At 44.9% G+C, this 25,911-nt stretch carries 25 protein-coding genes; 4 read left to right on the top strand and 21 right to left on the bottom strand.

The annotated features are described in order from the left end of the window. Positions 1-14 precede the first annotated feature (14 nt). The 4 genes from A28LD_RS03615 to rpoE are packed head-to-tail and all read right to left on the bottom strand — an operon-like array spanning position 15 to position 2,683. Positions 15-458, bottom strand: coding sequence for a SoxR reducing system RseC family protein (locus tag A28LD_RS03615; protein ID WP_007419708.1), 444 nt, complete (start codon positions 456-458; stop codon positions 15-17). Beyond that, on the bottom strand, positions 455-1,411 hold the full coding sequence (locus A28LD_RS03610; protein ID WP_158091781.1) for a MucB/RseB C-terminal domain-containing protein: 957 nt from the start codon (positions 1,409-1,411) through the stop codon (positions 455-457). Before A28LD_RS03610 ends, A28LD_RS03615 begins: the two co-directional genes overlap by 4 nt. 54 nt (positions 1,412-1,465) lie before the next feature. Then, positions 1,466-2,080 (bottom strand): sigma-E factor negative regulatory protein, encoded by a 615-nt coding sequence (locus tag A28LD_RS11855; protein WP_007419706.1) that lies wholly within the window; start codon positions 2,078-2,080, stop codon positions 1,466-1,468. A 21-nt stretch (positions 2,081-2,101) separates the two neighbouring features. Continuing rightward, positions 2,102-2,683: an RNA polymerase sigma factor RpoE gene (rpoE, locus tag A28LD_RS03600; RefSeq protein WP_007419705.1), complete on the bottom strand. Its 582-nt coding sequence runs from the start codon at positions 2,681-2,683 to the stop codon at positions 2,102-2,104. Positions 2,684-2,852: 169 nt separating this feature from the next. On the opposite strand from rpoE, the gene nadB reads away from it, so the two are divergent. After that, a complete protein-coding gene (nadB, locus tag A28LD_RS03595; protein WP_040486995.1) occupies positions 2,853-4,460 on the top strand; it encodes an L-aspartate oxidase in 1,608 nt (535 codons plus the stop codon). On the opposite strand, the gene A28LD_RS03590 is transcribed toward nadB, so the two are convergent. After that, positions 4,434-4,871: a protein YgfX gene (locus tag A28LD_RS03590; protein ID WP_007419703.1), complete on the bottom strand. Its 438-nt coding sequence runs from the start codon at positions 4,869-4,871 to the stop codon at positions 4,434-4,436. The two genes, nadB and A28LD_RS03590, sit on opposite strands and share 27 nt — an antisense overlap. A 51-nt stretch (positions 4,872-4,922) precedes the next feature. Beyond that, positions 4,923-5,195 (bottom strand): FAD assembly factor SdhE, encoded by a 273-nt coding sequence (locus tag A28LD_RS03585; RefSeq protein WP_007419702.1) that lies wholly within the window; start codon positions 5,193-5,195, stop codon positions 4,923-4,925. A gap of 234 nt (positions 5,196-5,429) precedes the next feature. Here A28LD_RS03585 and ygfZ point away from each other — a divergent pair, with 234 nt between their 5' ends. The 3 genes from ygfZ (at position 5,430) to A28LD_RS03570 (ending at position 7,853) form a co-directional block, all read left to right on the top strand. Continuing rightward, positions 5,430-6,377, top strand: coding sequence for a tRNA-modifying protein YgfZ (gene ygfZ, locus A28LD_RS03580; protein WP_007419701.1), 948 nt, complete (start codon positions 5,430-5,432; stop codon positions 6,375-6,377). Continuing rightward, positions 6,370-6,858, top strand: a complete 489-nt coding sequence (locus tag A28LD_RS03575; protein WP_007419700.1) for an FKBP-type peptidyl-prolyl cis-trans isomerase — start codon at positions 6,370-6,372, stop codon at positions 6,856-6,858. Before ygfZ ends, A28LD_RS03575 begins: the two co-directional genes overlap by 8 nt. Before the next feature lie 200 nt (positions 6,859-7,058). Then, positions 7,059-7,853 (top strand): EAL domain-containing protein, encoded by a 795-nt coding sequence (locus A28LD_RS03570; RefSeq protein WP_007419699.1) that lies wholly within the window; start codon positions 7,059-7,061, stop codon positions 7,851-7,853. A gap of 60 nt (positions 7,854-7,913) precedes the next feature. Here the strand turns inward: A28LD_RS03570 and lysS are convergent, their stop codons facing one another. From lysS to A28LD_RS03495, 15 genes are all read right to left on the bottom strand, one after another. Beyond that, positions 7,914-9,440 (bottom strand): lysine--tRNA ligase, encoded by a 1,527-nt coding sequence (lysS, locus tag A28LD_RS03565; protein ID WP_007419698.1) that lies wholly within the window; start codon positions 9,438-9,440, stop codon positions 7,914-7,916. Positions 9,441-9,544: 104 nt separating this feature from the next. After that, positions 9,545-10,643 (bottom strand): peptide chain release factor 2 gene (gene prfB / locus A28LD_RS03560; protein ID WP_192807014.1). Its coding sequence is split into 2 segments (ribosomal slippage): positions 9,545-10,567 and positions 10,569-10,643, totalling 1,098 coding nucleotides; the frame shifts between segments, so codons are not numbered across the junction. 171 nt (positions 10,644-10,814) lie between these two features. Beyond that, entirely contained in the window at positions 10,815-12,539 is a 1,725-nt protein-coding gene (gene recJ / locus A28LD_RS03555) for a single-stranded-DNA-specific exonuclease RecJ (protein WP_007419696.1), read from the bottom strand. Between the two features lie 61 nt (positions 12,540-12,600). After that, the gene (gene xerD / locus A28LD_RS03550; RefSeq protein ID WP_007419695.1) at positions 12,601-13,479 is read right to left on the bottom strand and encodes a site-specific tyrosine recombinase XerD; all 879 of its coding nucleotides are present in this window, start codon (positions 13,477-13,479) and stop codon (positions 12,601-12,603) included. 98 nt (positions 13,480-13,577) lie between these two features. Continuing rightward, positions 13,578-14,408 (bottom strand): pirin family protein, encoded by an 831-nt coding sequence (locus A28LD_RS03545; protein ID WP_007419694.1) that lies wholly within the window; start codon positions 14,406-14,408, stop codon positions 13,578-13,580. Between the two features lie 24 nt (positions 14,409-14,432). Then, a complete protein-coding gene (locus A28LD_RS03540; protein ID WP_007419693.1) occupies positions 14,433-15,413 on the bottom strand; it encodes a glutathione S-transferase family protein in 981 nt (326 codons plus the stop codon). Between the two features lie 250 nt (positions 15,414-15,663). Next, a complete protein-coding gene (lpxB, locus tag A28LD_RS03535; protein ID WP_040486993.1) occupies positions 15,664-16,872 on the bottom strand; it encodes a lipid-A-disaccharide synthase in 1,209 nt (402 codons plus the stop codon). Between the two features lie 59 nt (positions 16,873-16,931). Next, the gene (lpxA, locus tag A28LD_RS03530; protein WP_007419691.1) at positions 16,932-17,699 is read right to left on the bottom strand and encodes an acyl-ACP--UDP-N-acetylglucosamine O-acyltransferase; all 768 of its coding nucleotides are present in this window, start codon (positions 17,697-17,699) and stop codon (positions 16,932-16,934) included. Continuing rightward, entirely contained in the window at positions 17,700-18,143 is a 444-nt protein-coding gene (gene fabZ / locus A28LD_RS03525; RefSeq protein WP_040486992.1) for a 3-hydroxyacyl-ACP dehydratase FabZ, read from the bottom strand. A 45-nt stretch (positions 18,144-18,188) separates the two neighbouring features. After that, on the bottom strand, positions 18,189-19,208 hold the full coding sequence (lpxD, locus tag A28LD_RS03520; RefSeq protein WP_007419689.1) for a UDP-3-O-(3-hydroxymyristoyl)glucosamine N-acyltransferase: 1,020 nt from the start codon (positions 19,206-19,208) through the stop codon (positions 18,189-18,191). A 61-nt stretch (positions 19,209-19,269) separates the two neighbouring features. Then, positions 19,270-19,782, bottom strand: a complete 513-nt coding sequence (locus tag A28LD_RS03515) for an OmpH family outer membrane protein (protein ID WP_007419688.1) — start codon at positions 19,780-19,782, stop codon at positions 19,270-19,272. 179 nt (positions 19,783-19,961) lie between these two features. Then, entirely contained in the window at positions 19,962-22,439 is a 2,478-nt protein-coding gene (bamA, locus tag A28LD_RS03510) for an outer membrane protein assembly factor BamA (RefSeq protein ID WP_040486959.1), read from the bottom strand. Between the two features lie 29 nt (positions 22,440-22,468). Further along, positions 22,469-23,812, bottom strand: coding sequence for a sigma E protease regulator RseP (rseP, locus tag A28LD_RS03505; RefSeq protein ID WP_007419686.1), 1,344 nt, complete (start codon positions 23,810-23,812; stop codon positions 22,469-22,471). Next, a complete protein-coding gene (ispC, locus tag A28LD_RS03500) occupies positions 23,812-25,047 on the bottom strand; it encodes a 1-deoxy-D-xylulose-5-phosphate reductoisomerase (RefSeq protein WP_007419685.1) in 1,236 nt (411 codons plus the stop codon). The genes rseP and ispC overlap by 1 nt, the downstream gene beginning before the upstream one ends. After that, the gene (locus A28LD_RS03495; RefSeq protein ID WP_007419684.1) at positions 25,047-25,910 is read right to left on the bottom strand and encodes a phosphatidate cytidylyltransferase; all 864 of its coding nucleotides are present in this window, start codon (positions 25,908-25,910) and stop codon (positions 25,047-25,049) included. Before A28LD_RS03495 ends, ispC begins: the two co-directional genes overlap by 1 nt. Position 25,911: the final 1 nt, after the last annotated feature.

Genomic DNA, 25,911 nt, shown 5'->3' with positions numbered 1-25,911 from the left:
GCGCAGATAAACAATCAAGGTTGGTCAGCTGGGAGGATATTAACCTGCATTAATTCGCGAACTTGCAGATCTCGGCGGCGTAACCAGCGTTTTAAGCCAATAAAACTGGCCGCAAAACCGATACCGGCAAATGCAATGCCATACAGTTCTTGTTGCGGAAATAGTTGTTCACCCATTACTGCACCGGCAAGGAGCATTAGAATAGGTAATAAATAGAGTAAAACAGAGAACTTCAGCATCGCTTTCTCAGGAAGCCACAGTTCAACGTGGGTACCCACTTGCGGAGGATTCTCTAACCACACATCAACACTACCACGCCGATTGGGTAGCGCTTTCGATAAAATGCCTGCACCACAATGGCTTTGTTGTTTGCAGCCGCCACAGCCCTGTTTCAGAGCCGTGGTGATAGTAACCTGCTGGCCACTTACCGAGGTAATTTCACCAATTTCTCGAATCATCTGCGCACCGACATGGCAATGCGTTGCAGCGTTGCCATAGGCAAGCGGCCAACAACGGTTACACTATAATCAGCAAAACTGTGGGAATACAGCGATTCCAAACCACTGTAACGTAAATTAGCTGCCGCTTCAGGATCCTCGCTCACGTAAACTGATACCCGAGTTAGCCCATCAGAATATAAAAAATAATCGGCGGCAATACCGGTAATGGGCAAGCGATGATGATTCCCACGGATTAATTCAAAGCCTCGAGGAAGGTAATTAGTTTGCCAATCATGTCGAACATTAACCGAACGGTGAATATCATCTACTATCGGCGGTAAATTAAGCTCAATAACCTGCTCTAATTCACTATTTAGCTCTGCAGTAATTTCCAGTGCAGTGAGTTGTATTTGCTCGAGCGGCTCGCCTTCTTGGCTTACCGTAAGCATTCTTAACAACATTCCTGATTCTCTATCTAACCAAAGCGAATAACCATAGCGATCTTGATCTTTTGGAATCAAACGCACGTGCACCGTGGTTCTATCCATGATTCGAGCGCCGCCCATTGGCACGGCATTGTAGGCATCGGCTATGTTGGAAAAATCGCGGAAAAACGCAGTGGGTATCGGGCCAAACATTGTGTTTGCACGAATACTGTAAGGAGAGCTCATTGAGTGGAAATAAGAAACAGTTTGGCCACGACGAATAATGTGAATTTCCGGGCCATTTAAACTATGGAGCAATTCAAGTTGTTCGTTATCGCTAGTATGCCCGTGTAACCAACGAAACATTTCTATGCGCTGGCCTTGAACGTGAACTAGTGAGGCACTAAAGTTATATTCGGTTAACGCTTGTTGCATCAGATTGAACCAACGCTCACCTTCTTGCAATGCACGCTGTTCACCGGCTCGCAACTCGGTTGCACCCAATTCGTCTTGCGGCACAGCAGCATGTACTGTATTGCATATCAAACTACTGGCGACTACCGCGCACGCCAGCAAAAACCGGTAACCATGCATAAATTTTTAATCAATTTCCTGTTCTAGCAACTCAGGGTTGTTAACCGCTTCCGCCTGTTCTTGCTCACTCAACTGCAATTGCTGTTGGTGATCAAAGAAAAACGATTGTAATAAGCGGCGCTCTTGATCAACATCTTGCTCATCAACAACCGGTGAGTTGGTCATATTAAAGCTTACCGGATTAATAACACCACCAAGCGGCCGAGTTTCAAACCCTGTGTTGACAGCTCCTGCTGAAGCTGTTTCTGGTGCCACAATTCCATCAGTAACAGGCTGATAACTTTGAATTCCCACAATGGTTACTATCGCCACACCGGCAGCAACGGCAACATTAGCAGCAGGCCGGAACCAACCGCGCTGCAACCACTGTTGCAAGGCTTGCCAGCTACTTTTCGGTACCACCGCATGCTTAGGTTCAGCTGCTATTTGCGCAGCAACCGCAGCAGAGATATCGAATGGCTGCCCACTTGTGGCTTCTCCACGAATTACCGCGCCGGTTAGCTGATAACGAAACCATCGCTCTCGCTGGCTCGCATTTTCCACCAGCTCATGCATTGCTTCATCGCCATCAAAATGGCCATCTAGCAGTGCTGAAAGTTGTTCTTTCTGGTGTTCTGTCATTCGTGTTAATCCTCAGTTGGCTTAATTCGCATCGAGCAAAGGTTCTATAGCCTTATCAATCGCTTCTCGTGCTCTAAATATCCTTGAACGTACTGTTCCTATCGGACAATCCATTGTTATGGCAATTTCCTCATACCCCATACCATCTAACTCGCGGAGGGTAATAGCTTGCTTCAAATCATCAGGCAAAGCATCAATAGCCGCCATCACCGTGCGTTTTAGTTCGTCAGATAACAACATTCGCTCTGGAGAAGCGATATCTCGCAAACCATGTCCAGCATCTAAAAATTCTGCATCTTGCGCATCAATATCTGACGACGGCGGCTTTCGCCCCCGTGCTACCAAATAATTTTTCGCCGTATTTACGGCGATTCGGTACAGCCATGTATAGAACGCACTTTCACCACGAAAGTTCGGTATTGCACGATAAGCTTTAATAAAAGCTTCTTGTGCTACATCCGGAACATCACCCGGATGCTTAACGTAACGTGATACTAAGCTAATGATTTTATGCTGGTATTTCTTTACCAACACATCAAAAGCTCGTTGATCACCACGCTGCACTCGTTCTACCAGCTGTTGATCAATTTCCTGTTCGCTCATTCGAGCCCACTCTCTTATTAACTCTTGTTACCGCGTATTATTGCCGCGTATTTTTAACTGGGCTCGCATCTTCAGTAATAAACTAGACCAAGCTATTCTTAAAAAGTTCGCAAAAATAGTGATAACAAAGGTAAAATCTAAAAATAATTCTTAACTACGATAAATCATGATGAACTTAGACGCCACAATAACCTGTGATGTATTAATTGTTGGTAGCGGCGCTGCGGGGCTCTCGCTAGCTTTACAACTCGCCAAAGAATATCAGGTCATAGTATTAAGTAAAGGCCCGCTAGCCGAGGGCTCTACGTATTATGCCCAGGGCGGTATAGCGGCAGTTTTTGATGCCAATGATAGTATTGAATCACATATTAACGATACGTTGGTAGCAGGAGCCGGTATTTGTGATTCAGCTGTAGTTCGTTATACCGCTGAAAGAGCAAAAGAAAGCCTAAATTGGCTTATACAGCTCGGTGTTGATTTTGATCGTGAACCCGATGTGAACGGCGAACCTCGTTTTCATTTAACCCGCGAAGGAGGCCATAGCCATCGCCGTATTTTACATTCTGCAGATGCTACTGGCCGCGCGGTTCAAAGCACGCTAACCAGCCAAGCTCTGAGCCACCCAAGTATTCGCGTGCTCGAGAATTGTAATGCCATAGATCTCATTACTTCGAAAACTTCCAAACAGAATCGCTGCATAGGCGCCTACGTGTGGAACCGCAATGAAGAAACAGTCATTACTATTGCAGCAAAATTCACCGCGCTTTGCACTGGCGGTGCCAGTAAAGTTTATCAATATACCTCGAACCCAGATATTGCCAGCGGCGATGGTATCGCTATGGCATGGCGTGCGGGTTGCCGTGTGGGCAATATGGAATTTAACCAATTTCACCCTACCTGCCTATTTCACCCCAACGCCCGTAACTTCCTGCTTACGGAAGCACTTCGTGGTGAGGGTGCATTACTTAAACGGCCTGATGGTAGCCGTTTCATGCCTGATTTTCATGAATTAGGTGAATTAGCACCGCGCGATGTAGTGGCTCGTGCTATCGATTATGAAATGAAGCGCCTCGGTGCCGATTGTATGTATTTAGATATTTCCCACAAATCAGCTGAATTTATTCGTCAGCACTTCCCAACAATTTACGAAAAATGTATGAGTTTGGGTATCGATATCACCGCTGAACCTATGCCAATAGTTCCAGCTGCACATTACACTTGTGGTGGTGTGGTTACCGATCTCAATGCCCAAACCGATGTTGAGAATCTTTACGCTATCGGTGAAGTTGCCTACACAGGTTTGCATGGCGCTAACCGTATGGCGAGCAACTCGTTGCTTGAATGCGTTGTTTTTGCCCGTGCCGCCGCGGCTGATATCAGAGCAAAAATGGACCACACACTACTAGAACGAGAAATAGCTGGGTGGGATGAGAGTAAAGTTACCAATTCAGATGAAGAGGTAATCATTCAGCACAATTGGCACGAGCTACGCCTATTTATGTGGGATTACGTGGGTATCGTGCGCACAGATAAACGCCTCGAGAGAGCTTTACGCCGCGTAGAAATGTTGCAACATGAAATTCATGATTATTATGCTAATTTCCGAGTGAGTAACAATTTACTTGAATTACGAAACTTAGCTCAAGTAGCCCAGCTTATTATCGAAAGCGCTATGCTGCGTAAAGAAAGCCGAGGGTTACACTATACGCTTGATTACCCTAAGCTAGCAGAGGATTCCGGTGCTACCATTCTAACGCCGCCGCAAAGGCGCATTTAAGGTAATACCAATTCGCCGAATTCTCGCCCAATCGTTAATCGCTAATTGATCTCGCCAGATCCGGCACCACCTTGCTGGTGCCGTTTTTTGTTTTGTTAGTTCTATGCTGTTTACCCGCACCATTCTCACACGAACCATAATCAACCATGGTGAAATAATCATCGGTGGGCATAACTGAATAGCATGCCCTGCATCGTTCAAGGCACTACCATTCTCATTACAAGCGGTAATCCGTTCGCTATCTCGCCGCTCTGCATCGAAACTCATAGAAAACAACACCAATGCACTTACTATCAACCAAGGTTCATAATAAATGCTGGCAGCGGCTAAAACTAAGGTGCCAATATACCCCAGCAAAATGAGGGCATTTACTATTCGCGAAGGAACAACCGCGAAATGATACTGAGCCATCCATAGCTCCTTACAACAAGCTGTTACTATAAATTTACCCGAATAAGCGCGTTATACTTTAACGCGACGAAGCATTAGTGCCACCATCTCAGCAAGTTCAGGATCTGGACATTTTGCATGCCCCATAAACCAAGAAAACAAATCGGGATCATCGCAGGTTAGCAACCGGCGGAACACACTTTGCTGTTGCGCATCTAGTTCATCGTAAGCTTCGTCTACAAAGGGCGCAAAAAGAACATCGAGTTCTAACATCCCACGCCGACAAGCCCACCGCATGCGCCGTTTGTCTTTTAAAATCTCTTCTGATTGTCGAGGAAAAGCCATGATTACTCCATAAACAATAAAACAAACCATCTGAATGCAATTATTCTAGCAGCAACAGCGCTATTCCCCTACTCCCAGTATGCTATAAGCACAGATAATTCCGTTAATGCATACAATTTTACTATTGCCCTTGAATTTAGTTTAGTGAACCCCCACCTAGTTTTCATTGTAAAAATATCTTGTTTTAGTTTGTTGAAATAAGCGAGTTTCAACTACAAATCATAAGGAGCGGATGTGTCTGGATTACTCCCTGAAAATTTAGCCCAAGCTCATCCCGCGATCTTCATTGATCTACCTAATCTAGGGTTAATAAGCGCAACAGGCCCAGATACTCAGAGCTTTCTGCAGGGCCAGCTTACGTGTGATCTAAAGCAACTGCAGCCGCACAACTGGTTACTAGGTAGCCACTGCGATGCCAAAGGCAAGCTTTGGAGTATTTTCCGCGCTATTCGCTTTGGTGAAGGTATCTCGTTGATTCAAAATAAATCTACTATCGAGAAAAGCTTGAGCGAGCTGAGAAAGTTCTCAGTTTTCAACAAAATTGAACTGAACGATACAAGCGAGCAACACCGTTTCTTTATGGTAGCTGGCAAAGAAGCCGCTGCCGAGGTAGCCACCCTCACCGGCGTTACCCCGAATAACACTCATCTTAGTAACGATAGTATTCATGCTTTACGATTAATGCCTTGGGCCTACTTATGTGTTGTGCCGAGTGATTTTGAAATCAATAATGAATTAGCACCAGAAACCTATTGGCACGCCATGCAGATAGAACAAGGTTGGCCGAATTTCGAAAGTATTCAGCAAGAAACATTTATCCCGCAAATGCTTAATTTAGATACTCTTGCGGGTATAAGCTTCAAAAAAGGCTGCTACATAGGCCAAGAAACGATTGCTAGAACCCATTATAAAGGCCAAAACAAACGCCGATTAATCCGTTTAATTGGCGAAGCGAAATCTACGCCGGCACCAGCAGACCAACTCGAAATTCAGTTAGGTGAAAACTGGCGCCGCGCAGGTGCAGTTATCAGCGCAGTGCGTTATGATAACGATGTCATTGCAATTCAAGCCGTGCTACCAAGTGATCTTGAAGCACAGGCGAAATTGCGCATTAAAGGGCAGGATGACAGCAAATTCACCCCCTGCCTAGAATCAGACGAAACGGAATCAATCAATGAGTGAAACCATCAGTCAAGATAAAGCAGTAACCATCCACTACACCGTAAAAAATGGTGAAGGTGTAACTTTGGATCAATCTGCAGAAGAGCGCCCGTTGGCCTTTATTTTTGGTCGTGGCATGTTAATCCCTGGGCTTGAAAAAGTACTCGAAGGCAAAACTGCCGGTGAAGAGCTCAACGCGGATATTTCTGCTGCCGATGCATACGGTGAGCGTCATGATGGTCTTATCCAAACTGTTCCTCGGAATCTTTTCGGTGACCAGGATGTAAACCCTGGCATGCAGTTCCGTGCAACTACTGACCATGGCGAACAATCAGTAATGGTTGTTGAAGTGAATGATACCGAAGTTACCGTAGATGGAAATCATCCATTAGCGGGTGTTGATCTTAACTTCGAAGTGAAAGTTGTTGATGTTCGTGAAGCAAGCGCTGAAGAATTATCACACGGTCACGTTCATGGCCCGGGTGGCGTTGAACACGAATAACTATCAGTAACCAACTGATTTTTAACAGAATGGCTCCTCTCGGAGCCATTTTTTTTACCTACTCCGTTAATTAGCGCTGTAAACACGCGTTATTCAAAGCCTAGCCTGTATTGCGTATTTATGTATTTTCGACCAAAATGTAACCAATCAAGGACGGCAGCGCATCTGCAATGAAGCTTGATGTAGCAACGGAAAAATACATGACTTTGGAACAAACTAAAATATTAACAATGCCGATAGCTAAAAAGCATTTGTCTGCTGAGTTGTTACAGGAGCAATTTTCTGTAGCTTATCAGCCAAGACAGCTCACAACTTCACGCAGAATTGTGGGGCTGGAAATCTTTGCCCGCTGGCAACATCCAAAGTATGGCTTTATTCCGCCTTCAGATTTTATTCATATTGCTGAAAAGCGAGATGTAATTGATCAGTTAACGCTACAAATATTGCATCAAGCCTTACCGGAGTTCAAACGTTTACTAGTAAAACGTCCCGATCTTACCTTATCAATAAATATCAGCCCGAAATCTTTTCAGCACTCCAATTTTTTAGATTCAATGATTTATATTTGTGAAGACTATCAAATACAACCTGCTCAGATCATTTTAGATTTCCCTGAATATGTTGTTAGCGACAATATCGAAGTGTTTGTAGAACTCATTAAACAGTTTCGAAATGCTGGTTTTAAATTAGCACTCGACGATTTCGGCACTGGCAACGCCACGTCGGTAATAATTGAGCGCTTGCGTTTACATGAAATAAAAGTTGATATTTCAGTTACTCAGCAGCTCACGCTTTCCAAAGAATCAGAGTTTTTAGCCAAAGCAGCGATTCGCTTGGCGCAGCAAACTGGGGCCTTAACTACCGCAGAAGGTGTGGAAAATGAGGAAACACTGGATGTTGTTGCTGAAATGGGCTTCGATATTGTGCAAGGTTTCCAAATAAGTAAACCTATGTTCATTGACGAATTAAACGCTTGGCTCAAAAACCAAAATTAACAACAAAAAAGCCCCAAAAACAAAACTGCTTTGAGGCTCTTTACTGAAACTTACTTATTCTTACTTCACTTCATTATCTTGCTTCTGGTTTCGCATATGCGGGAACAACAGCACATCACGAATAGATGGCGAATCGGTTAATAGCATAACCAATCGGTCGATACCGATACCCTCACCCGCAGTAGGAGGTAGCCCATACTCCAATGCAGCAACGTAATCAGCATCGTAGAACATAGCCTCAGAATCACCGGCTTCTTTTTGTTCTACTTGAGCCTGGAAGCGCTCAGCTTGGTCTTCGGCATCATTTAGCTCCGAAAAACCATTAGCAATTTCACGGCCACCAACAAAAAATTCAAAACGATCAGTAACAAACGGGTTATCGTCGTTACGGCGTGCTAAAGGCGATACTTCAGCTGGGTAAGCCGTTATGAAGGTAGGTTGCGCCAATTCATGCTCAGCTGTTTCTTCAAAGATTTCGATTTGAATTTTGCCGAGGCCCCAACTCTTCTGTACTTTAACGCCAATTTTTTCGGCATACGCAGAAGCTTTTGCTAAATCATTTACATCAGCTTCAGTAAGCTCAGCGTTATATTTTAAAATCGCATCCACCACACTTAATCGTACAAACGGTTTACCAAAATCAAACTGCTCACCTTGATAAGTTACTTCTGTAGTTCCCAGCAACTCGTTACACAAACCCCGTACCATTTCTTCAGTAAGGTCCATCAAATCATGGTAATCCGCGTAACCCCAGTAGAATTCAAGCATTGTAAATTCTGGGTTATGCCGAGTTGATAATCCTTCATTACGGAAGTTACGGTTGATCTCAAATACTTTTTCAAAACCACCAACAACCAGGCGCTTTAAGTACAATTCCGGTGCGATACGTAGATAAAGATCCATATCTAGCGCATTGTGATGAGTAACAAACGGCCGCGCTGAAGCGCCACCAGGAATAGTTTGCATCATCGGCGTTTCTACTTCTAAAAACGCACGAGTGTTCAAAAACTGGCGAATATATTCAATCGCTTTGCTACGCATAATGAATGTTTCACGCGATTGCTGATTCACGATCAAATCTAAATAACGCTGGCGATACCGTGTTTCTTGGTCTGCTAAGCCGTGGAACTTATCCGGTAACGGCCGCAAGGCTTTAGTAAGTAGTTTAATTTCATCCACTTGCACGGTAAGTTCACCGGTTCGAGTTTTGAATAACACACCACTCGCACCAACGATATCGCCCAAATCCCACTTCTTAAAGCCATCGTTATAAGTGCCTTCTGGCAGATTATCGCGAGCAACATATATCTGAATCTGGCCACTCATATCTTGCAAGGTAGCAAAACTCGCTTTGCCCATAATTCTGCGCAATACCATACGGCCGGCAATGCTCACCCGCACACCTTCAGCAAGAAGAGGTTCGCCTTCTTTCTCACCGTGCGCAGCATGCAAATCAGCCGCTAAGCTATCGCGGCGAAAATCATTTGGAAACGGATTCCCAGCTTCACGCAGTTGTTGCAGTTTTTGCTTACGCTCGCGAATTTGTTGATTCAAATCCTGGGCTTCTGGCTGCTGCTTATCCGTCATATTGGTTCCTCAAAGTATTCATATTTGCGGGAAGTACCGCACTTTCAAATCTAATGGCGTAGCACTATTCGTTCCTGCTACCCCTACAAAATGCTGATCGGCTGTTATAAGCCTGATTTCAAACTCGCCTGTAAGAAGCGATTTAAATCGCCGTCTAAAACAGCTTGGGTATTTCTTGTTTCAACGCCGGTACGTAAATCTTTAATTCGCGAATCATCCAAAACGTATGAACGAATTTGGCTACCCCAGCCGATATCTGATTTAGAATCTTCCATCACCTGCTTCGCCTCATTCTGCTTTTGCAGCTCCATTTCATAGAGTTTGGCTCGTAGCTGTTTCATCGCCGAATCACGGTTTTTATGTTGTGAACGATCGCTTTGGCACTGCACCACAATTCCGCTTGGTTCGTGGGTGATCCGAATTGCAGAATCGGTTCTGTTTACGTGCTGACCACCAGCGCCCGAGGCACGATAAGTATCCACACGTAAATCAGCTGGATTGATATCAATTTCAATATCATCATCTATTTCTGGATAAACGAAAGCCGATGCAAACGATGTATGCCTGCGGTTACCGGAATCAAAAGGTGATTTACGCACTAAGCGATGAACGCCCGTTTCGGTTCGCAACCAACCAAAAGCATATTCGCCAGTGAAGCGAATAGTAGCTGATTTTATGCCCGCTACCTCACCTTCAGAAAGCTCGGTTATTTCAGTTTTCATGCCATTTGCTTCGCCCCAACGCAAATACATGCGCAACAAAATGTTGCACCAATCTTGCGCTTCCGTGCCGCCGGAGCCTGATTGCAAATCAACATAGCAATCTGCTTGATCATTAGGCCCTGAAAACATACGCCGGAACTCTAACTTTTCTAATTCCTTAGTCCAGCGTTCTACTTCCGCAGAAGCCTCGCCCAGCATTTCTTCATCATCTTCTTCAGCAGCAAGATCTAGAAACCCTTGCGCATCATCAAGGCCTTGGTCAATACCCTTCAAAATATCAACTACAGCTTCCAGCGCCGCACGTTCTTTACCAAGTGCTTGTGCTTTTTCCGGGTCATTCCAAACTGCCGGGTCTTCTAATTCTCTTTCAACTTCTTCGAGGCGTTCTGCTTTTACCTCTAAGTCAAAGATACCCCCTAAGCTGCTCTGCTCGCTGCTTAAGGTCGGTGATTTGATTAGCTATGGCGTTGCTTTCCAGCATCAATAATTCCTGAAATAATCTATTTAAGTATAAGTTTTGAGAAGTTTTAAAACGCTTATCTTGTAAAATATCGATTGCATCTCAGTTTCACTCTTGCATCTGAGCATTAGCGAATTCTCAACCCAATTCTGGCCGCATATTCTAGCGGATCGCGATAAAAAACAACAGCGTTTAGGCCTGAACGTGCTCAATCAATAGCTGCACGTTACGTTGGCCACGAAATTCGTTTACATCGAGTTTGAAAACCAGATTCGCCTCGGCAGGCGAATTCCACTGCCAATTGGCACGCGGAACATTAAAGGCAATGGCATCGAACATTTGTTTGCTGCCCATCGGCTGCACTACCAACTTTAAATGAACATCCTTCAACCAGCGTTCTTGAATAATTCGAAATTGGCCATCAAACATCGGTTGCGGAAAACTCTGGCCCCACGGCCCGGCGTGCTGAAGCGCACCGGCTACATCAAGGTTAAACTCGTGCGGCTGCAACTCGCCATCACTCCACAGAACTCGAGCTAAAGCTTCTGAATCAACCCAGCGTTTAGCAACGTGTTGTACAGCAATATTAAATTCAGCCCATTGTGCCTTTGGTACACTCAAACCAGCCGCCATTGCATGGCCACCGAACTTCGTAATCACATCGGGGAATTCGCTAGCTACTTGCTCTAGCAAATCGCGAATATGAACTCCCATCACAGAACGGCATGAACCTTTTAACGTGCCATCTTCTGCCTCAGCAAAAACCATTACTGGCCGATAGAATTGTTCTTTTAAGCGCCCGGCCACAATTCCAATTACGCCTTGATGAAACTGCTCATCATATATTGTGAGCACGAGAGGTAATTCAGCTTCATCAACCTTTAAACGAGCCAAGCACGCTTGTGCTTCCTCTTGCATAGTCGTTTCAATCTTTCTGCGCTGTTGGTTAAGTTCATCTAAGCGAAGTGCCAGTATTTGCGCACTGGGTAAATCTTGCGCTAACAGGCACTCAATGCCTTGTTGAATATCGTCGAGCCGCCCTGCTGCGTTTATCCGTGGACCCACGGAAAAACCTAAATCTAACGCGGTAATCTTACTCGCATCTCTTCCCGCTACAGCAAGAAGTGCGCTGATTCCAGGTCGGCAAACACCTCCACGAATTCTTGCTAATCCTTGCCGCACAAGAATACGATTGTTGTAATCCAAAGGAACCACATCAGCCACCGTACCTAAAGCTACTAGATCAAGATATTCTGCAATTTTTATAGATGCGGCAGCATGGTTTGGTTGCTGCTCTTTAAACCAAGCACGTAATGCAAGCAGCAAATAAAACGCTACGCCCACTCCGGCTAATTGCTTACTGGCAAACGCACAATCGCGGCGGTTCGGGTTTACAATTCCATATGCATCGGGAAGCTCAGAACTTGGTAGATGATGATCGGTTATGATTACTTGCATACCCAACGCGTTCGCTTTGCTTACGCCCGCGTGGCTGCTAATGCCGTTATCTACCGTAATTAATAAGTTTGCGCCTTCGTCATGAGCGTATTGCGCTAGCGTTGGCGATAAGCCATAACCATCAGAAAATCGATTCGGCACTAGGTAAAAAGCTTTTCCGTGGTTAATTGTTCGAAAAAACGACATCAACAACGCAACACTGGTAGCGCCATCAGCATCAAAATCACCGCAGATACAAATGCTTTCACCCGCTAGAATAGCTTGGCCAATGCGTTCCGCAGCCTTTTCGCAATCTGTTAATTGATTAAAGTGCAGCAAGCCCTTCACCGATAAATCCAGTTCGTCAATGTGGCCGATACCGCGGTTCGCATACACACGTTGCAGTATGCTTGGCATTTCCTCAGGAAAAATGGGCGCTGATTGCGCGGTTCTGCGGCGAACTTCAATCAAATTATTCACGAAATAAACTACCTAACGAGCGGTGTGTGCCCGTATTCTAACATTGCCCCATTGCCGAACACTAGCCGCGCGGGTGATGCTGTTCGTGTAACTGCTTTAAACGCGCTTTCGCTACTTCGGTATAGATTTGCGTGGTGGCTATATCAGAATGCCCAAGCAGCATTTGCAACGCCCGTAAATCGGCACCGTGGTTAAGTAAATGGGTGGCGAAAGCATGGCGCAAACGGTGTGGTGATATACCTTCAGGTAAACCGGCGATTACTGCATAATGGCGAATTCGGTGCCAAAACGTTTGCCTAGCCATTTGCTGGCCGCGCAAAGAAAAGAAAACCACATCGCGATTCTGTTTCATCAATTCCGGCCGAGCAACACGTAAATATTCAGCCAACCAATGTAGCGCTTCTTCACCAAGGGGAACTAAACGCTCTTTATTACCCTTACCAACAACTCTTACTAGCCCCTGCCGAACACTTATTTCGCTCATTTGCAATTGCACTAACTCAGATACTCGCAAACCCGTGGCATACAATACCTCGAGCATTGCTTTATCGCGCAAGCCTAGCGTATCGCTCACGTTAGGAGCCGCCAACAATGCTGATACGGCCTCTTCAGAAAGTGATTTTGGAATAGATGCGGGTTGTTTTGGGCTGTGTAAATGAGCGCAGGGATCGTCGGTACGAATACCTTGCTGCAATACAAAACGAAAATATTTGCGCACTGCGCTCAAAAAACGCGATTGGCTGCGTGGGTGCAAACCTGATTTAGTAAGGTGAGCAAGATAATTTTCAAGATCTTGCCGAGAGGCTGCTACCAAGCTGGTTCCGCGTGGCTCTAGCCACTCTTGAAAATGAACCAAATCGCTACGGTAAGCCGATAGGGTGTGTTGGCTCACCCCTTGTTGAAGCCAAAGCTTATCAAGAAATACCGCAATGTCGGCCATACTTATCGATAAGCTCCTCAGCTTGGTTCACCATGAGTTGGTTGAAATTTATTAGGCGATAGTAAACCCCAACGCCTAAGTTTTCGATAGTTAAATTCCTAAGCCGTAAGTTTACCGCTTTGGTAATCCGCAAAAGCTTGGCGTAATTCAGCTTCGGTATTCATTACAAACGGGCCGTATTGGGCTATTGGTTCTCCAATGGGCTTCGCAGCCATAAGCAAGAAATTCCCTTCATTGCCGGTTGTTAGTGGAACTTCCGCTTCAGCATCAAGCTCCAATAGCTCACCTTCGTTAGCAGTTATACCATCTACGGTAATCGAACCTTGATAAACATACAACAAGCGCGTTTGCTGGTGCTGTTGCGGAAGGGTTACATTTACGCCACCCGGTAAACGATAATCTAAATAGAGAAATTCTCGGCCCGGTGCATTTACCGGCCCAACTTGCCCGTTAAATTCACCTGATAATACACGCACCGTGCCCCCTTCTAACGGAACCTCTGGAACTGAATCACCTGGGATATCGGCGTAATCCGGGTCGCTCATCTTCTCTGCCGCCGGCAGGTTTAACCAAAGTTGAAAGCCCCACATTAAGCCGTTTTTTTGTTTCGGCATTTCCGAGTGAATCATGCCGCGTGCTGCTTTCATCCATTGTAATCCGCCGGTACTAATCTCACCGCTGTTGCCGTTTGAATCTTCATGGGCCATATTGCCCGCTAACATATACGTTAACGTACAAAAACCACGATGAGGGTGCGGTGGGAAGCCTGCAATATAATCATTTGGATCATCGGATTTAAATTCATCTAACATAAGAATTGGATCGCGATGCCGGAACGATGGCTGATTGATAACTCGCTTTAACTTAACACCCGCGCCGTCTTGGGCTGGCATTCCGCGAACACGGTGCTTTACTATTGAACTTGCCATTTGCAAACTCCTATAAACTCTAACTTAACCGCCAAATTTAGCGCGATCATGCGGTGCGGTAAAATCTATTTTCGGGCCTTTCGGCACTACGCCAGTAGGATTAATCATATCGTGGCTCACATAATAATGCGTTTTTATGTGGTCCATACGCACTGTTTCAGGAACACCCGGAATTTGATACAAATCACGCACATAATTCCAAATATTCGGATAATCTACGATGCGCTGCTTGTTACACTTGAAATGCCCTACATATACCGCATCGAAACGCACTAACGTTGTAAACAAACGCCAATCAGCCTCAGTAAGCACCGAACCGGCCAAGTAACGGCTTCCAGCAAGTTGCTGTTCAATCTGATCAAGGGCAGCGAAAAGCTCATCAAACGCTTCCTCGTAGGCATCTTGAGTGGTTGCGAAACCACTTTTGTATACGCCATTATTAATGTTGTCGTAAACGAAACCATTTACTTCATCAATAGCAGCTTGCAGTTCTTGTGGATAATAATCATCGGTGTTGCCTGTAATCTCATTAAAAGCGCTATTCAACATACGAATAATATCGGCTGATTCATTACTCACCACTGTATTATTCTGTTTATCCCAAAGCACAGGAACCGTTACACGGCCGCTGTAGCTTTCATCTGCTCGGGTATAAATTTCATGCATGAACTTGGAATCAAATAACGGATCAGCAAGATCGGTGCCAGAGCGGAATTCCCAGCCGTTACTCAGCATCTCGGGTGCTACCGCAGAAACCGTAATAATATCTTCTAAGCCTTTCAGCTTACGAAAGATCAATGTGCGGTGTGCCCACGGGCAAGCAAACGAAACGTATAGATGATAGCGGCCAGCTTCAGCTTTGAAGCCGCCTTTACCGGTTAAACCGGCGCTGCCATCGCTAGTAACCCAGTTACGGAATTGCGATTCTGAGCGTTCGAAACGCCCACCCGATTTGCTAGTGTCATACCACTTGTCTTGCCATTGGCCATCAACTAATAAACCCATTACATCCTCCAATTCAGTGAGTTTGTAGTATAGGGTGCTTAAAAATGAGGTACAAACCGAAAACCGAAAACCCTGTATGCGCGAAACGCATAGCGAGCCCGTACTTTATTCGTAAACTGCATATTGAAGATAAGAAGTGCTGAGTGGGGTTGTTGATTACAGCGTTACTGAACTATGAACGAAAATGCCTGTATCCACGTTTCCGGTTCGAATTTCTATGCTAGAAATAGGCAAGGTTGTGCAGCAATTGCTATTTGCTCTTTAGTGCTACTGCCAACACTGCATCTGCAGAAAGCATTCCAGCATTTTGTTTAAGTTGTTCGTGCAATTCATGGTATCGAGCATATAGCGCGGTGTTATCAGAAGTTAGTAATGGCTCTATTGCGGCAGCAATTTCCACACCAGAAACTTCGTCTTGCAGTAATTCTTTTACTAACACATTTTCTTCTGCCCGTTGTTTTCCTGAGGCGTTATCAGCAAACAATGCCACACCCAGTGCGCTAGCCTGCAGTAAATTAGGTAACGAAAAATAACGCAAGCGCACAAATCGCTTCACAATTTGAAAGTTCAACCAACCAAAACGATAACAAACCACCATAGGCCGTTTAATTAACATGGCTTCTAGTGCAACGGTTCCTGAGGCTAGAATTGTGGCATCGCTAGCAGCTATCACATCGTGGCTTTGCCCGGCGAAAATATGTAAGTTCAATTTATGGCCGGAGGCTTCTAAAGCATTTAAAAATTGCTCCTTACGTTTATCATTCACGAAAGGAATTAAGAACTGTAAATCCGGATTTTTCTCCTGCAAAATCGCAGCAGCTTCAATAAACGGCGCAGATAAATACCCTACTTCACTGCCACGGCTACCTGGAAGCAAACCTACATATCGTTTCTCGAATGGAAGTTTCAGCTTTTTTTGCGCCTCTTCTTTCGGTGAATCAGCCGGGAAGCTATCGGCTAAAGGGTGGCCTACATAAGTAAAAGGAACATTATATTTCGCATAGAATTCAGCCTCAAACGGAAGAATGCCTAACACCATATTAGTTGCTTTGGCGATGCCGAAAATTCGTTTCGGCCGCCACGCCCAAACCGAAGGCGATACATAATGAACTGTTGGTATCCCTTGCTTTTTAAGCTTGTTTTCTATGGGCAGATTGAAATCTGGCGCATCGATGCCAACAAATACATCCGGTTTTTGAGCTAACATTGTTTTTATAACCAAGCGACGAGCACGGAGCAAGCCAGGCAGTTGCTTAAGAACATCGATAAAGCCCATCACTGATAGCGTTTCCATTGGAAACAGCGAGTTTAAACCTTGTTCCTGCATTTGCTTCCCACCTACCCCAATAAACTCTGCATTAGGGTATTGTTGTCGCAAACCAAACATCAAACTGGCACCCAAAATATCACCCGACGCTTCACCCGCCACGATACCAATTCGAATGTTGCCAGTGGAAATAGATAAAAGGCGCTCTTCAGCGCCTAGTAATAGTTCTGATGTGCCTTGCTGTAATGCGCTCACGGCCGAATAATGCCTCGTTCGGAATCACTAAAAAACTGCACAAAATCATCTAATAGCGGTTCATCTAACGCATTAATTGCAGAGGCTGCCTCTTCAATTGTTAATGCGCTGCGATATAATAATTTATACGCCCGTTTAATATTCTGAATTTGCTCAGCTGTAAAGCCTCTGCGGCGTAAGCCTTCGCTATTAATGGTGCGTGGCCGCGCGTTGTGCCCCTGCGCCATTACAAAAGGAGGAATATCTTGCACCACCACTGAACTCACCGCGGCGAAAGAGTGTGAGCCAATTTTACAAAACTGATGAACACCGGTAAAACCACCCAAAATAACATAATCGCCAAGGTGAACGTGGCCAGCTAGTGTAGTGTTATTCGCGAGAATATTATTGCTGCCAATCATACAATCGTGAGCCACATGCACATAGGCCATGAACAGATTATCACTGCCAATTTGGGTTAAGCTATTATCTTGAATAGTTCCACGATGAATAGTGCAAGCCTCGCGAAATACATTCCGATCACCGATAACTAACTCAGTTGGCTCGCCTTTAAATTTTTTATCCTGGCAATCTTCCCCGATCGAGCAAAACTGGAATATATGATTGCCACGGCCAATACGCGTTGGGCCTTTTAAAACTACATGAGAGTGGATAATGCAATCATCACCAATATCCACATCGGGGCCCACTACACTGTAGGCGCCAATACTAACGTTGGCGCCGATTCGTGCACTTTTATCGATAATTGCTGTTTCATGAATCAATTAGGTATTCCTTCTGGCACACATAATATCGGCAACGCAAGCTACCTCACCATCAACCAATGCACGCCCAGTAAATTTCCAAATACCGCGCTTTTCTTTTACAAATTCAACGTGAAAATCAACTCGATCACCGGGGGTAACCTGCCGCTTGAAGCGAGCATTATCCACCCCGGCAAACAAGTAAATTTCGTTTGAACCTACATTACTTTCCATCATTTTAAAGCCAAGAAGCCCTGTTGCTTGAGCCATTGCCTCTAATAGTAAAACTCCCGGGAAAATAGGCATTCCAGGAAAATGCCCCATAAATACAGGTTCATTCATGGTTACATTTTTAATGGCGTGGAGCGATTTATTCGGAACATACGAAATAACCCGATCGATCAATGCAAAAGGGTAGCGATGTGGCAAAATCTTTTGAATTTCATCAATATCAAACCCAGGCATTGATTCTGTTTCGTTTGTAGTGTTAGTCAAAGTAATCTCCTCAGCTCACCCTTTCGGGTTTTCTAATTTTTTTTCTATTGCTCTGACACGGAGAAATAATTCTGGCAATTGGCGAACACGCGCCCCTGATTTTGCCCAAGTTGATTGGTCAACTACCGGTAATGATGATGCGTAAACGCCTTTTTCAAGGCTCTTCGTTACCATCGTCATACCATGAATTTGCACACCATCGGCTATTTGAATATGGCCATTGATACCAGTTTGGCCACCAATTAAACAGTTTTTCCCGATAGATGCACTACCGGCTATACCTGTTTGGCCTGCAATAGCAGTACCTTCACCAATGTGTACGTTGTGCGCAACCATCACCAAATTATCAATAATACAATTATCACTAATCACCGTGTCGTCGAGTGCACCTCGGTCGATCGTGGTATTGGCACCGATTTCTACATCGTTACCAATCACAACGCTTCCAAGCTGGGGGATTTTAACCCATTTTCCACGTTCACTGGCCCAACCAAAACCATCAGCACCAATAACCGCACCAGAATGCACTGTGCAGCGCTTCCCTAACACTACCTTGTGATATAGCGTTACGCCCTGCCATAGCCGCGTGCCAGCACCTACTTGTGCTTTTTCGCCAACAAAGCAATTGGCACCGATAACAACGTTGTCGCCAATCGTTGCTCCGGCAGAAACTACTGCAAAGGGCCCAATACTCACGTTGTTACCTAACCGCGCCGAATCAGCTACGCTTGCTCGATCATCGATAACAGGTGGAGCCTTTGGCGCATCATCAAATACTTGTGCAGCATAAGCATACGAAAGATATGGATTTTCCGAAATTAAGGCATTGGCTAGTAATGTTGGATCGTCATGATCGGGGTGAATAATAACCGCTACAGCTTTAGTTTTAGCTATATGTATTTTGTACTTTTCATTCGCAAGAAAGCCGACCTGGGATGGGCCGGCATTCGCGAGTGTGGCAAGACCGGTAACAGAAAGTTCGCCATTTCCACGAACCGTTGCACCAATCTTCGCTGCTAACTCATTCAGCGTCATTGCATTTCCTTGTGTATTTACTATTGCGCAATGCTATTGCGCAATGCTTATCGCACAATATTTATTGAACCAGACGCTCAATGATCGCATCAGAGATATCTAAAGCAGGTGCGCTGTATAACATCCGGCCTTTATCCATGATTAGATCAAAACCTTGTTCTTCTGCATACGCATCAACCACTACAAACATTTTCTCTAAAAGCACGTTGCGCTCTTCGTTTTCGCGCTGCTGCATGTATTGGTTAAGTTGTTCACCACCACGTTGAAGGCCTGCAGCACGCTGACGCAACTCATTCTGAGCTGCTACTTTTTCTTCGTCAGTCATGATAGCTTCGTCACGCTCTAAACGTTCACGTAATGCTTCAAACTCTTGCTCGAGCTGCTGTAGCTGTGCCATAGGTTCAGCAAATTCAGCTTCCAACTTATCAGAGATATCATCGCGCTCAGGCATTTCAGCAAACACGCGAGCAACATCAATCACGGCAAGTTTAGGTGATGAATCTTGCGCTTGCGCTGGCACCATAGTGGCAACTAAAGCGATTAGGGCTGCAAAGGTAATAGCTACTGCTTTCAAAGTTCTTTCCTCTCGTTTTCATTAAAGTGTGTTCAGTATTTATTTAACAACTAAATTGTATTTATTAAATACTGTCTTTTTAAATGCCAAACTATGTATTGCTAACTTTCAATCGTACTACGGTATATCTGAGCCTCAATGAATGCAAGCCCAGAACACATACCGATACAATTCAGCTGTTAGAAAGATGCACCAATATTAAAGGTGAATCTATCTTCTGCTGATGTATCCAATGATTTAATTGGAATACCGAAACTAAAGGTTAATACACCCATAGGTGATAACCACTGTACGGAGACACCATAAGAGGCTTGATAGTTCCGCGGGGTGCTATAATCCCACAGCACTCCGTCGCCAGCTATAGTCAAATCTCGATATTCATTGTAGTTAAATTCAGTATCCCAAATCGCACCCACATCAATAAACACACTGGTACGAACTGCATTTCTGTTCTCTTCACCCACTAGAGGTGTTGGCACTATCAATTCCAAACCACCGGTAAGCGATGCGTTACCACCAATAGAAGCAAAACGTGCTACTTCAATTTGATCAAACTCAGGGCCCAATGTTATTTGCGTTGGATTACCGTTTGCATCAGGCGGCCCTTGAATCGTTTGCGGGCGGCGAATTAAACCACGCGGACCAGCACGGTTCTGCTCAAAGCCACGCAGGTTATCGCTACCGCCACCATAAAAGTTTTCCCAGAATGGTAAAGTATAATCCAAATCACCATCACTACCATATCCGTTACCATAACCGGCATTAAATCGTGTCATTAGCACCCAGTTATGATCATCGTCTAACGGCTGATAATGGCGGAAACGGTAATCAATTTTAAAGTACTGTAAATCACTGTTTGGTGTTGTTATTTTACCGCTCAAACGATTACTTGAACCCGCTGTAGGGAACATTCCTCGGTTTAAGGTTACGCGTTGCCAAGCAGCTGATAAGTTATAACTATTGAAGTTCAATGCCGCGGTGCTGTCATTCTCATCACGATACTTATCATAAAACGCGCGTATCTGATCATACGGGTTCAACTGAGTAATGCCATTTCGGCTGTAACCAAAACCCAAGTTAATCCGATTGTATTCGTTGATCGGAAAGCCCATATCAGTAGCAATACCATATGAAGTTTGGTTATATTGCTGCAAATTAGCGCGGCCAGCATCGAAATCTTGGTAGTAAATTGAACCACCCAAGCTAACACCATCGTCGGTGAAATAGTTATCCACAAACTGCAACTGAACGTTTTTAGAGTATCGGTTGGTATCCACAACAAACGCCACGCGGTTACCACTGCCTAAGAAGTTTTCTTGGCTTATCGAAGCGTTCATGCTGAAGCCAGCGTAATCACCATAGCCAATACCGGCACCGATATTGCCTGAGGGCTGCTCTTTTACTCGAAACACTAAATCAACTTGGTCTTCTTGGCCTGGAACACGAACGGTATCGTATTCAACCGTCTCAAAGAAACCTAAACGCTCTAATCGAGTTTTACCCGTTTCAACAAGTGATTCGTTTAACCAAGCACCTTCCATTTGCCGCATTTCTCGGCGCAGTACTTCGTCTTTGGTTGCATCATTGCCTTCAAACGCAATTCGGCGAACATAAACTCGCTGGCCTGGATTAACAGCAAAGGTGAGTTTCACCATTTTGTTGTCGTCATTGATTTCCGGCACCGTATTCACTTCAGTGTAGGCATACCCTAAACGGCCATAATAATTTTTTAAAGCTTCTTCAATACTGGTGATTTCTTGCAAGCTGTAACGGCGACCATCAAGCGCTTGCACGAATTGGGTTAAGAAATCTTCATCATCACGAATTTCAGAAAGAACTTCTGTACCATCAATATTGTATTGCTCACCTTCTTGGAAGTTCAGCGAGATATAGATCCCTTCACGCTCAGGCGTCATGGCAACTTGCACTGAATCTACTTCAAAACGCAAATAACCTTGGTTGCGATAAAACGATTCGATATTTTCAATATCGCCCATCAACTGTTGTTGTTGATAGTTGCGCTTACCGATTAGGTTCCACCACGGCAATTTATCGCGTAATTCCATCAGATCTAAAAGTTGGTCACGTTCAAACGAATCGTTACCAATCACGTTAATTTGCGCAATTTCCGCAGCAGGACCTTCTTGGAAATCAAAACGAAGTTCCACTCGGTTACGTGGCAAGTTCACAATTTGCACACGAACTCTGGCATTGTATTTACCAACGCTGTGATAGAAATCTTCAAGATTCTTTTCTAATGATGAAATAACTGTGCGATCTAACGATTCACCAACCGCTATGCCACTTGTTTGCAAGCTATCAAGCAGCTGGTCATCTTTAAGATCTTTATTTCCTTCAAAGCGAATTTCGTTAATGGTCGGACGTTCAGTAACACGTATTAAAACTGTATCACCTTCCCGAAACACTTGAATATCATCGAAATGTGATGAGGAATAGAGTTCATGAATGATTTGCCGGATACGCGCAGGCGTAACCTCATCACCTACACGAACAGGCACATAGGTTAATGCAGCACCTAGTGCTACCCTTTGCAAACCCCGAACTTGAATGTCATCAACTATGAATGAATCAGAAGCTTGTGCGTTCAGCCCCGTCCCTACTAATACAGCTCCAATAAACAGCTTTTTCAATGTCATGCAACACGTCTTATTGTTAGATAATTTCATTACGAGATAAGCCTGCCAATATCATTAAACAACGTAACCGCTAGAAGAGTTACCAGAACCAACAGCCCCACTCGAAAACTAAGTTCTTGAATTCGCTCAGAAACAGGTTTACCACGAACCCATTCAATCGCATAAAACAGTAAATGCCCACCATCAAGCATAGGTATCGGTAATAAATTCAAAACGCCTAAACTCACACTAATTAGTGCTAAAAAGCTCAGAAAATATACCAAACCATAACTGGCGTGCGCTCCTGCCCCTTGCGCTATGCCTACCGGCCCACTGAGATTATTTACCCCAATATCACCAGTAACGAGTTTTTTCAGCATACCTACGGTTAAGCCCATAAGTTGCCAAGTTCGCTCAACGCCTCCTGCGAATGCTTGCACCGGTCCATGCTGCAAGGTAAATATGTAGCCATCAGGATAAGGTTCTTCAGATGTTCCTATCCCGAGGTAACCGCGGCCTTCTAACTCGCCAAATTGCACATTAATTTGTTCTTGTTGGCCATCGCGCTCAATCAATAACAAACCCTGCGTATTCGGCTTAGCCGCAATAAGCTCCCTTGTTTGTTCCCAATTACGCGATTGAGTTCCATCGATACCAATAATTTTATCGCCAATACGCAAATCAGCCGCGCTAGCTGGGCTATTTTCCGCAATCATGGCAATCGTTGAGGTAATCGCAGGGCGAAAAACATCCATCCCTAAACTGTTTAGAGTGGATTCGCTATCAGGATCAAAATTCCAATCCCGTAACGATACCTGAACATCGCGCTCAACGCCATTCTGTTCACGAATTCTAAAGGTTGTTTCAGCATCACCAATACGGCGAACAAGCGCCATGTTTACATCTTGCCAATCTTGAACATTACGGCTATCGATAGCCGTAATTTCTGCGCCACGAACCAAGCCAGCACGCTCTGCAATACTGCCTTCGGCAACCTCACCAATAATTGGCTTTAACGCTGGCATACCAATCATTAACATAAGCCAGAGTGCGGCAATCGAGAAAATGAAGTTCGCCATCGGCCCAGCAACTACTACCGCAAAACGCTGGCCTACAGATTTAGCCCGAAAACTGCCAGCAACTTCATGATCACTAACCGCATCAACTTCATGATCTAGCATGCGCACATAACCACCTAACGGAACAGCAGCTATTTGGTATTGAGTGCCATCTTTTCCTTTCCAACGCAAAAGCGGTTTACCAAAACCAATCGAAAACGTAAGCACTTTCACGCCGCATCGGCGGGCTACCCAAAAGTGGCCAAACTCGTGAAAGGTAACCACAAGGCCTAAGGCAACGATAAATGCCCCAATCGACCATAATACCTGTTCCACTATTGCCCCCTCGCAATTAGCGTTTGCGCTACTCGACGTGCGTTTGCATCGCAATCAAGCACTGCATCAATACTGGTTATCGCTGGCAGCTCTGCCGAAGTTAATACTTTTTCACATAGCTTAGCAATACCACCAAACGGAATACGCCCTTGTAAAAAGGCCGCTACCGCTACTTCATTTGCTGCATTTAATGTGGTTGTGGCCGCTTGCCCTTGCCAACAAGCATCAATCGCAAGTTGTAAACATGGGTAACGAGCCGCCTCAGCTTGCCCAAAAGTAAGCGCACCTAAGGTAGTAAAATCTAAATTTCTCACTCCGCTAGCTAAGCGCTCAGGATACCCCAAACAATAGGCTATCGGCGTACGCATATCCGGTTCACCAAGTTGGGCAATTACTGAGCCATCAACATATTGCACCATTGAATGAATTACGCTTTGCGGATGTAAAACAACTTCTATTTGTTCTCGCTGGCAGTTAAACAACCAACGCGCTTCAATATATTCTAAGCCTTTGTTCAGCATCGTGGCTGAATCTACTGAGATTTTCTGCCCCATATCCCAATTAGGGTGGGCACACGCCGCTTCTGGAGTTTGCGTGGCAAGTTGATCTAAAGGCGTTTCCCGGAATGGGCCGCCCGAGCCGGTTAATAATATTTTACTAATGCCATGTTCAGCGAAGTTTGCAGATACGGAGTTGTGCTGAACGGCTGCAGGCAGGGCTTGAAATATTGCATTGTGTTCGCTATCAACAGGCAATAATTGCGCATTTGATTGCCGAACAGCATCAATAAACAACTGGCCACTCATCACCAGTGCTTCTTTATTCGCAAGCAATACTCGTTTACCCGTTTTTACCGCAGCTAACGTGGGCAACAACCCTGCGGCCCCAACAATAGCAGCCATTACCGTATCCACTTCGCTAGCTTGGCTTACTTCTACAAGCGCCGCCTCGCCAAACAAAACTTCAGTGGGGGATTTTAGTTCTTGTAAACGCTGTTTTAACGAGCTTGCAGCATCTGCTGAGCCCATAACCGCATAACGCGGAGTAAATCGTTTACAGATAGCGAGCATTTCCGTTACACGGCTGTGTGCCGTTACTGCAAACAGATCAAAATCATCGGGATGCCTAGCAATAACATCCAGTGTATTTAAACCAATAGAGCCGGTAGCGCCTAAAACGGTGATCACCGAAGGCTTAGTTTTCACTCTTGCTTGCTCAACATTAAACAACGACATTAATGAATCAACCAAAGATATCCGAGCAAAAATATAGGTAACGCCGAAGTTAATGAATCGATACGATCCAAAATACCACCGTGCCCTGGCAAAATCGATCCGCTATCTTTCACACCCGCACAACGCTTGAACATACTTTCGTTTAAATCGCCGAAAACCGATACTAAAACGGTGGCAACTCCAACAATGTAGTAGCCCAACATCAATTCTGTAGGCAATTCGAGAACTAGGGAAACTAGGAACATTACCAATATTGCTAAAAACAAACCGCCAATAAAGCCTTCCATAGTTTTACCCGGGCTTACGTTCGGCATCAATTTGCGGCGGCCGAAACGCTTACCGGCAAAATAGGCGCCTACATCAGCGGCCCAAACAAGAACAAATACGAATAGCACTGTCCAGCCACCAAACATTGGGTTGCTATCATAATTTAATGAACGCAAGCTCATTAATGCCACCCAAGCTGGTACTAAAATAAGAATACCAAAAACACCTACAAATAAGCGGCTTCGCTGCCATAGCGCCTTACTGCGGGGAAAGTTAAAAACTAACGCAATAGCCAATAGCCACCATATACCGCCAACCAATACAATATAATAGAGCCAATCAACCATGCCCTCGGCCGACCAAATACCGTTAATCGGTGTGAACCAATATAAGACACCTAAAATAATAGTGTTGAGTGCTGTGTAGGCTAGGCGCCCAGCAACATTGCAAACGCCCATTAGTGGCGACCATTCCCAAGCAGCCAAAGCAAGTACCGCAGTAACCGCTAATCCAAATAAAGGTAAAGGCAGCAAAAATATGGCTGCTAGTGCTATTGGTATAAGCACCGCTGCGGTTAGAATTCGTTGTTTAAGCAAA

The organism is Idiomarina sp. A28L (assembly GCF_000218785.1).
Lineage (GTDB): Bacteria > Pseudomonadota > Gammaproteobacteria > Enterobacterales > Alteromonadaceae > Aliidiomarina.
This window is presented reverse-complemented; position numbering and strand designations above follow the sequence as displayed.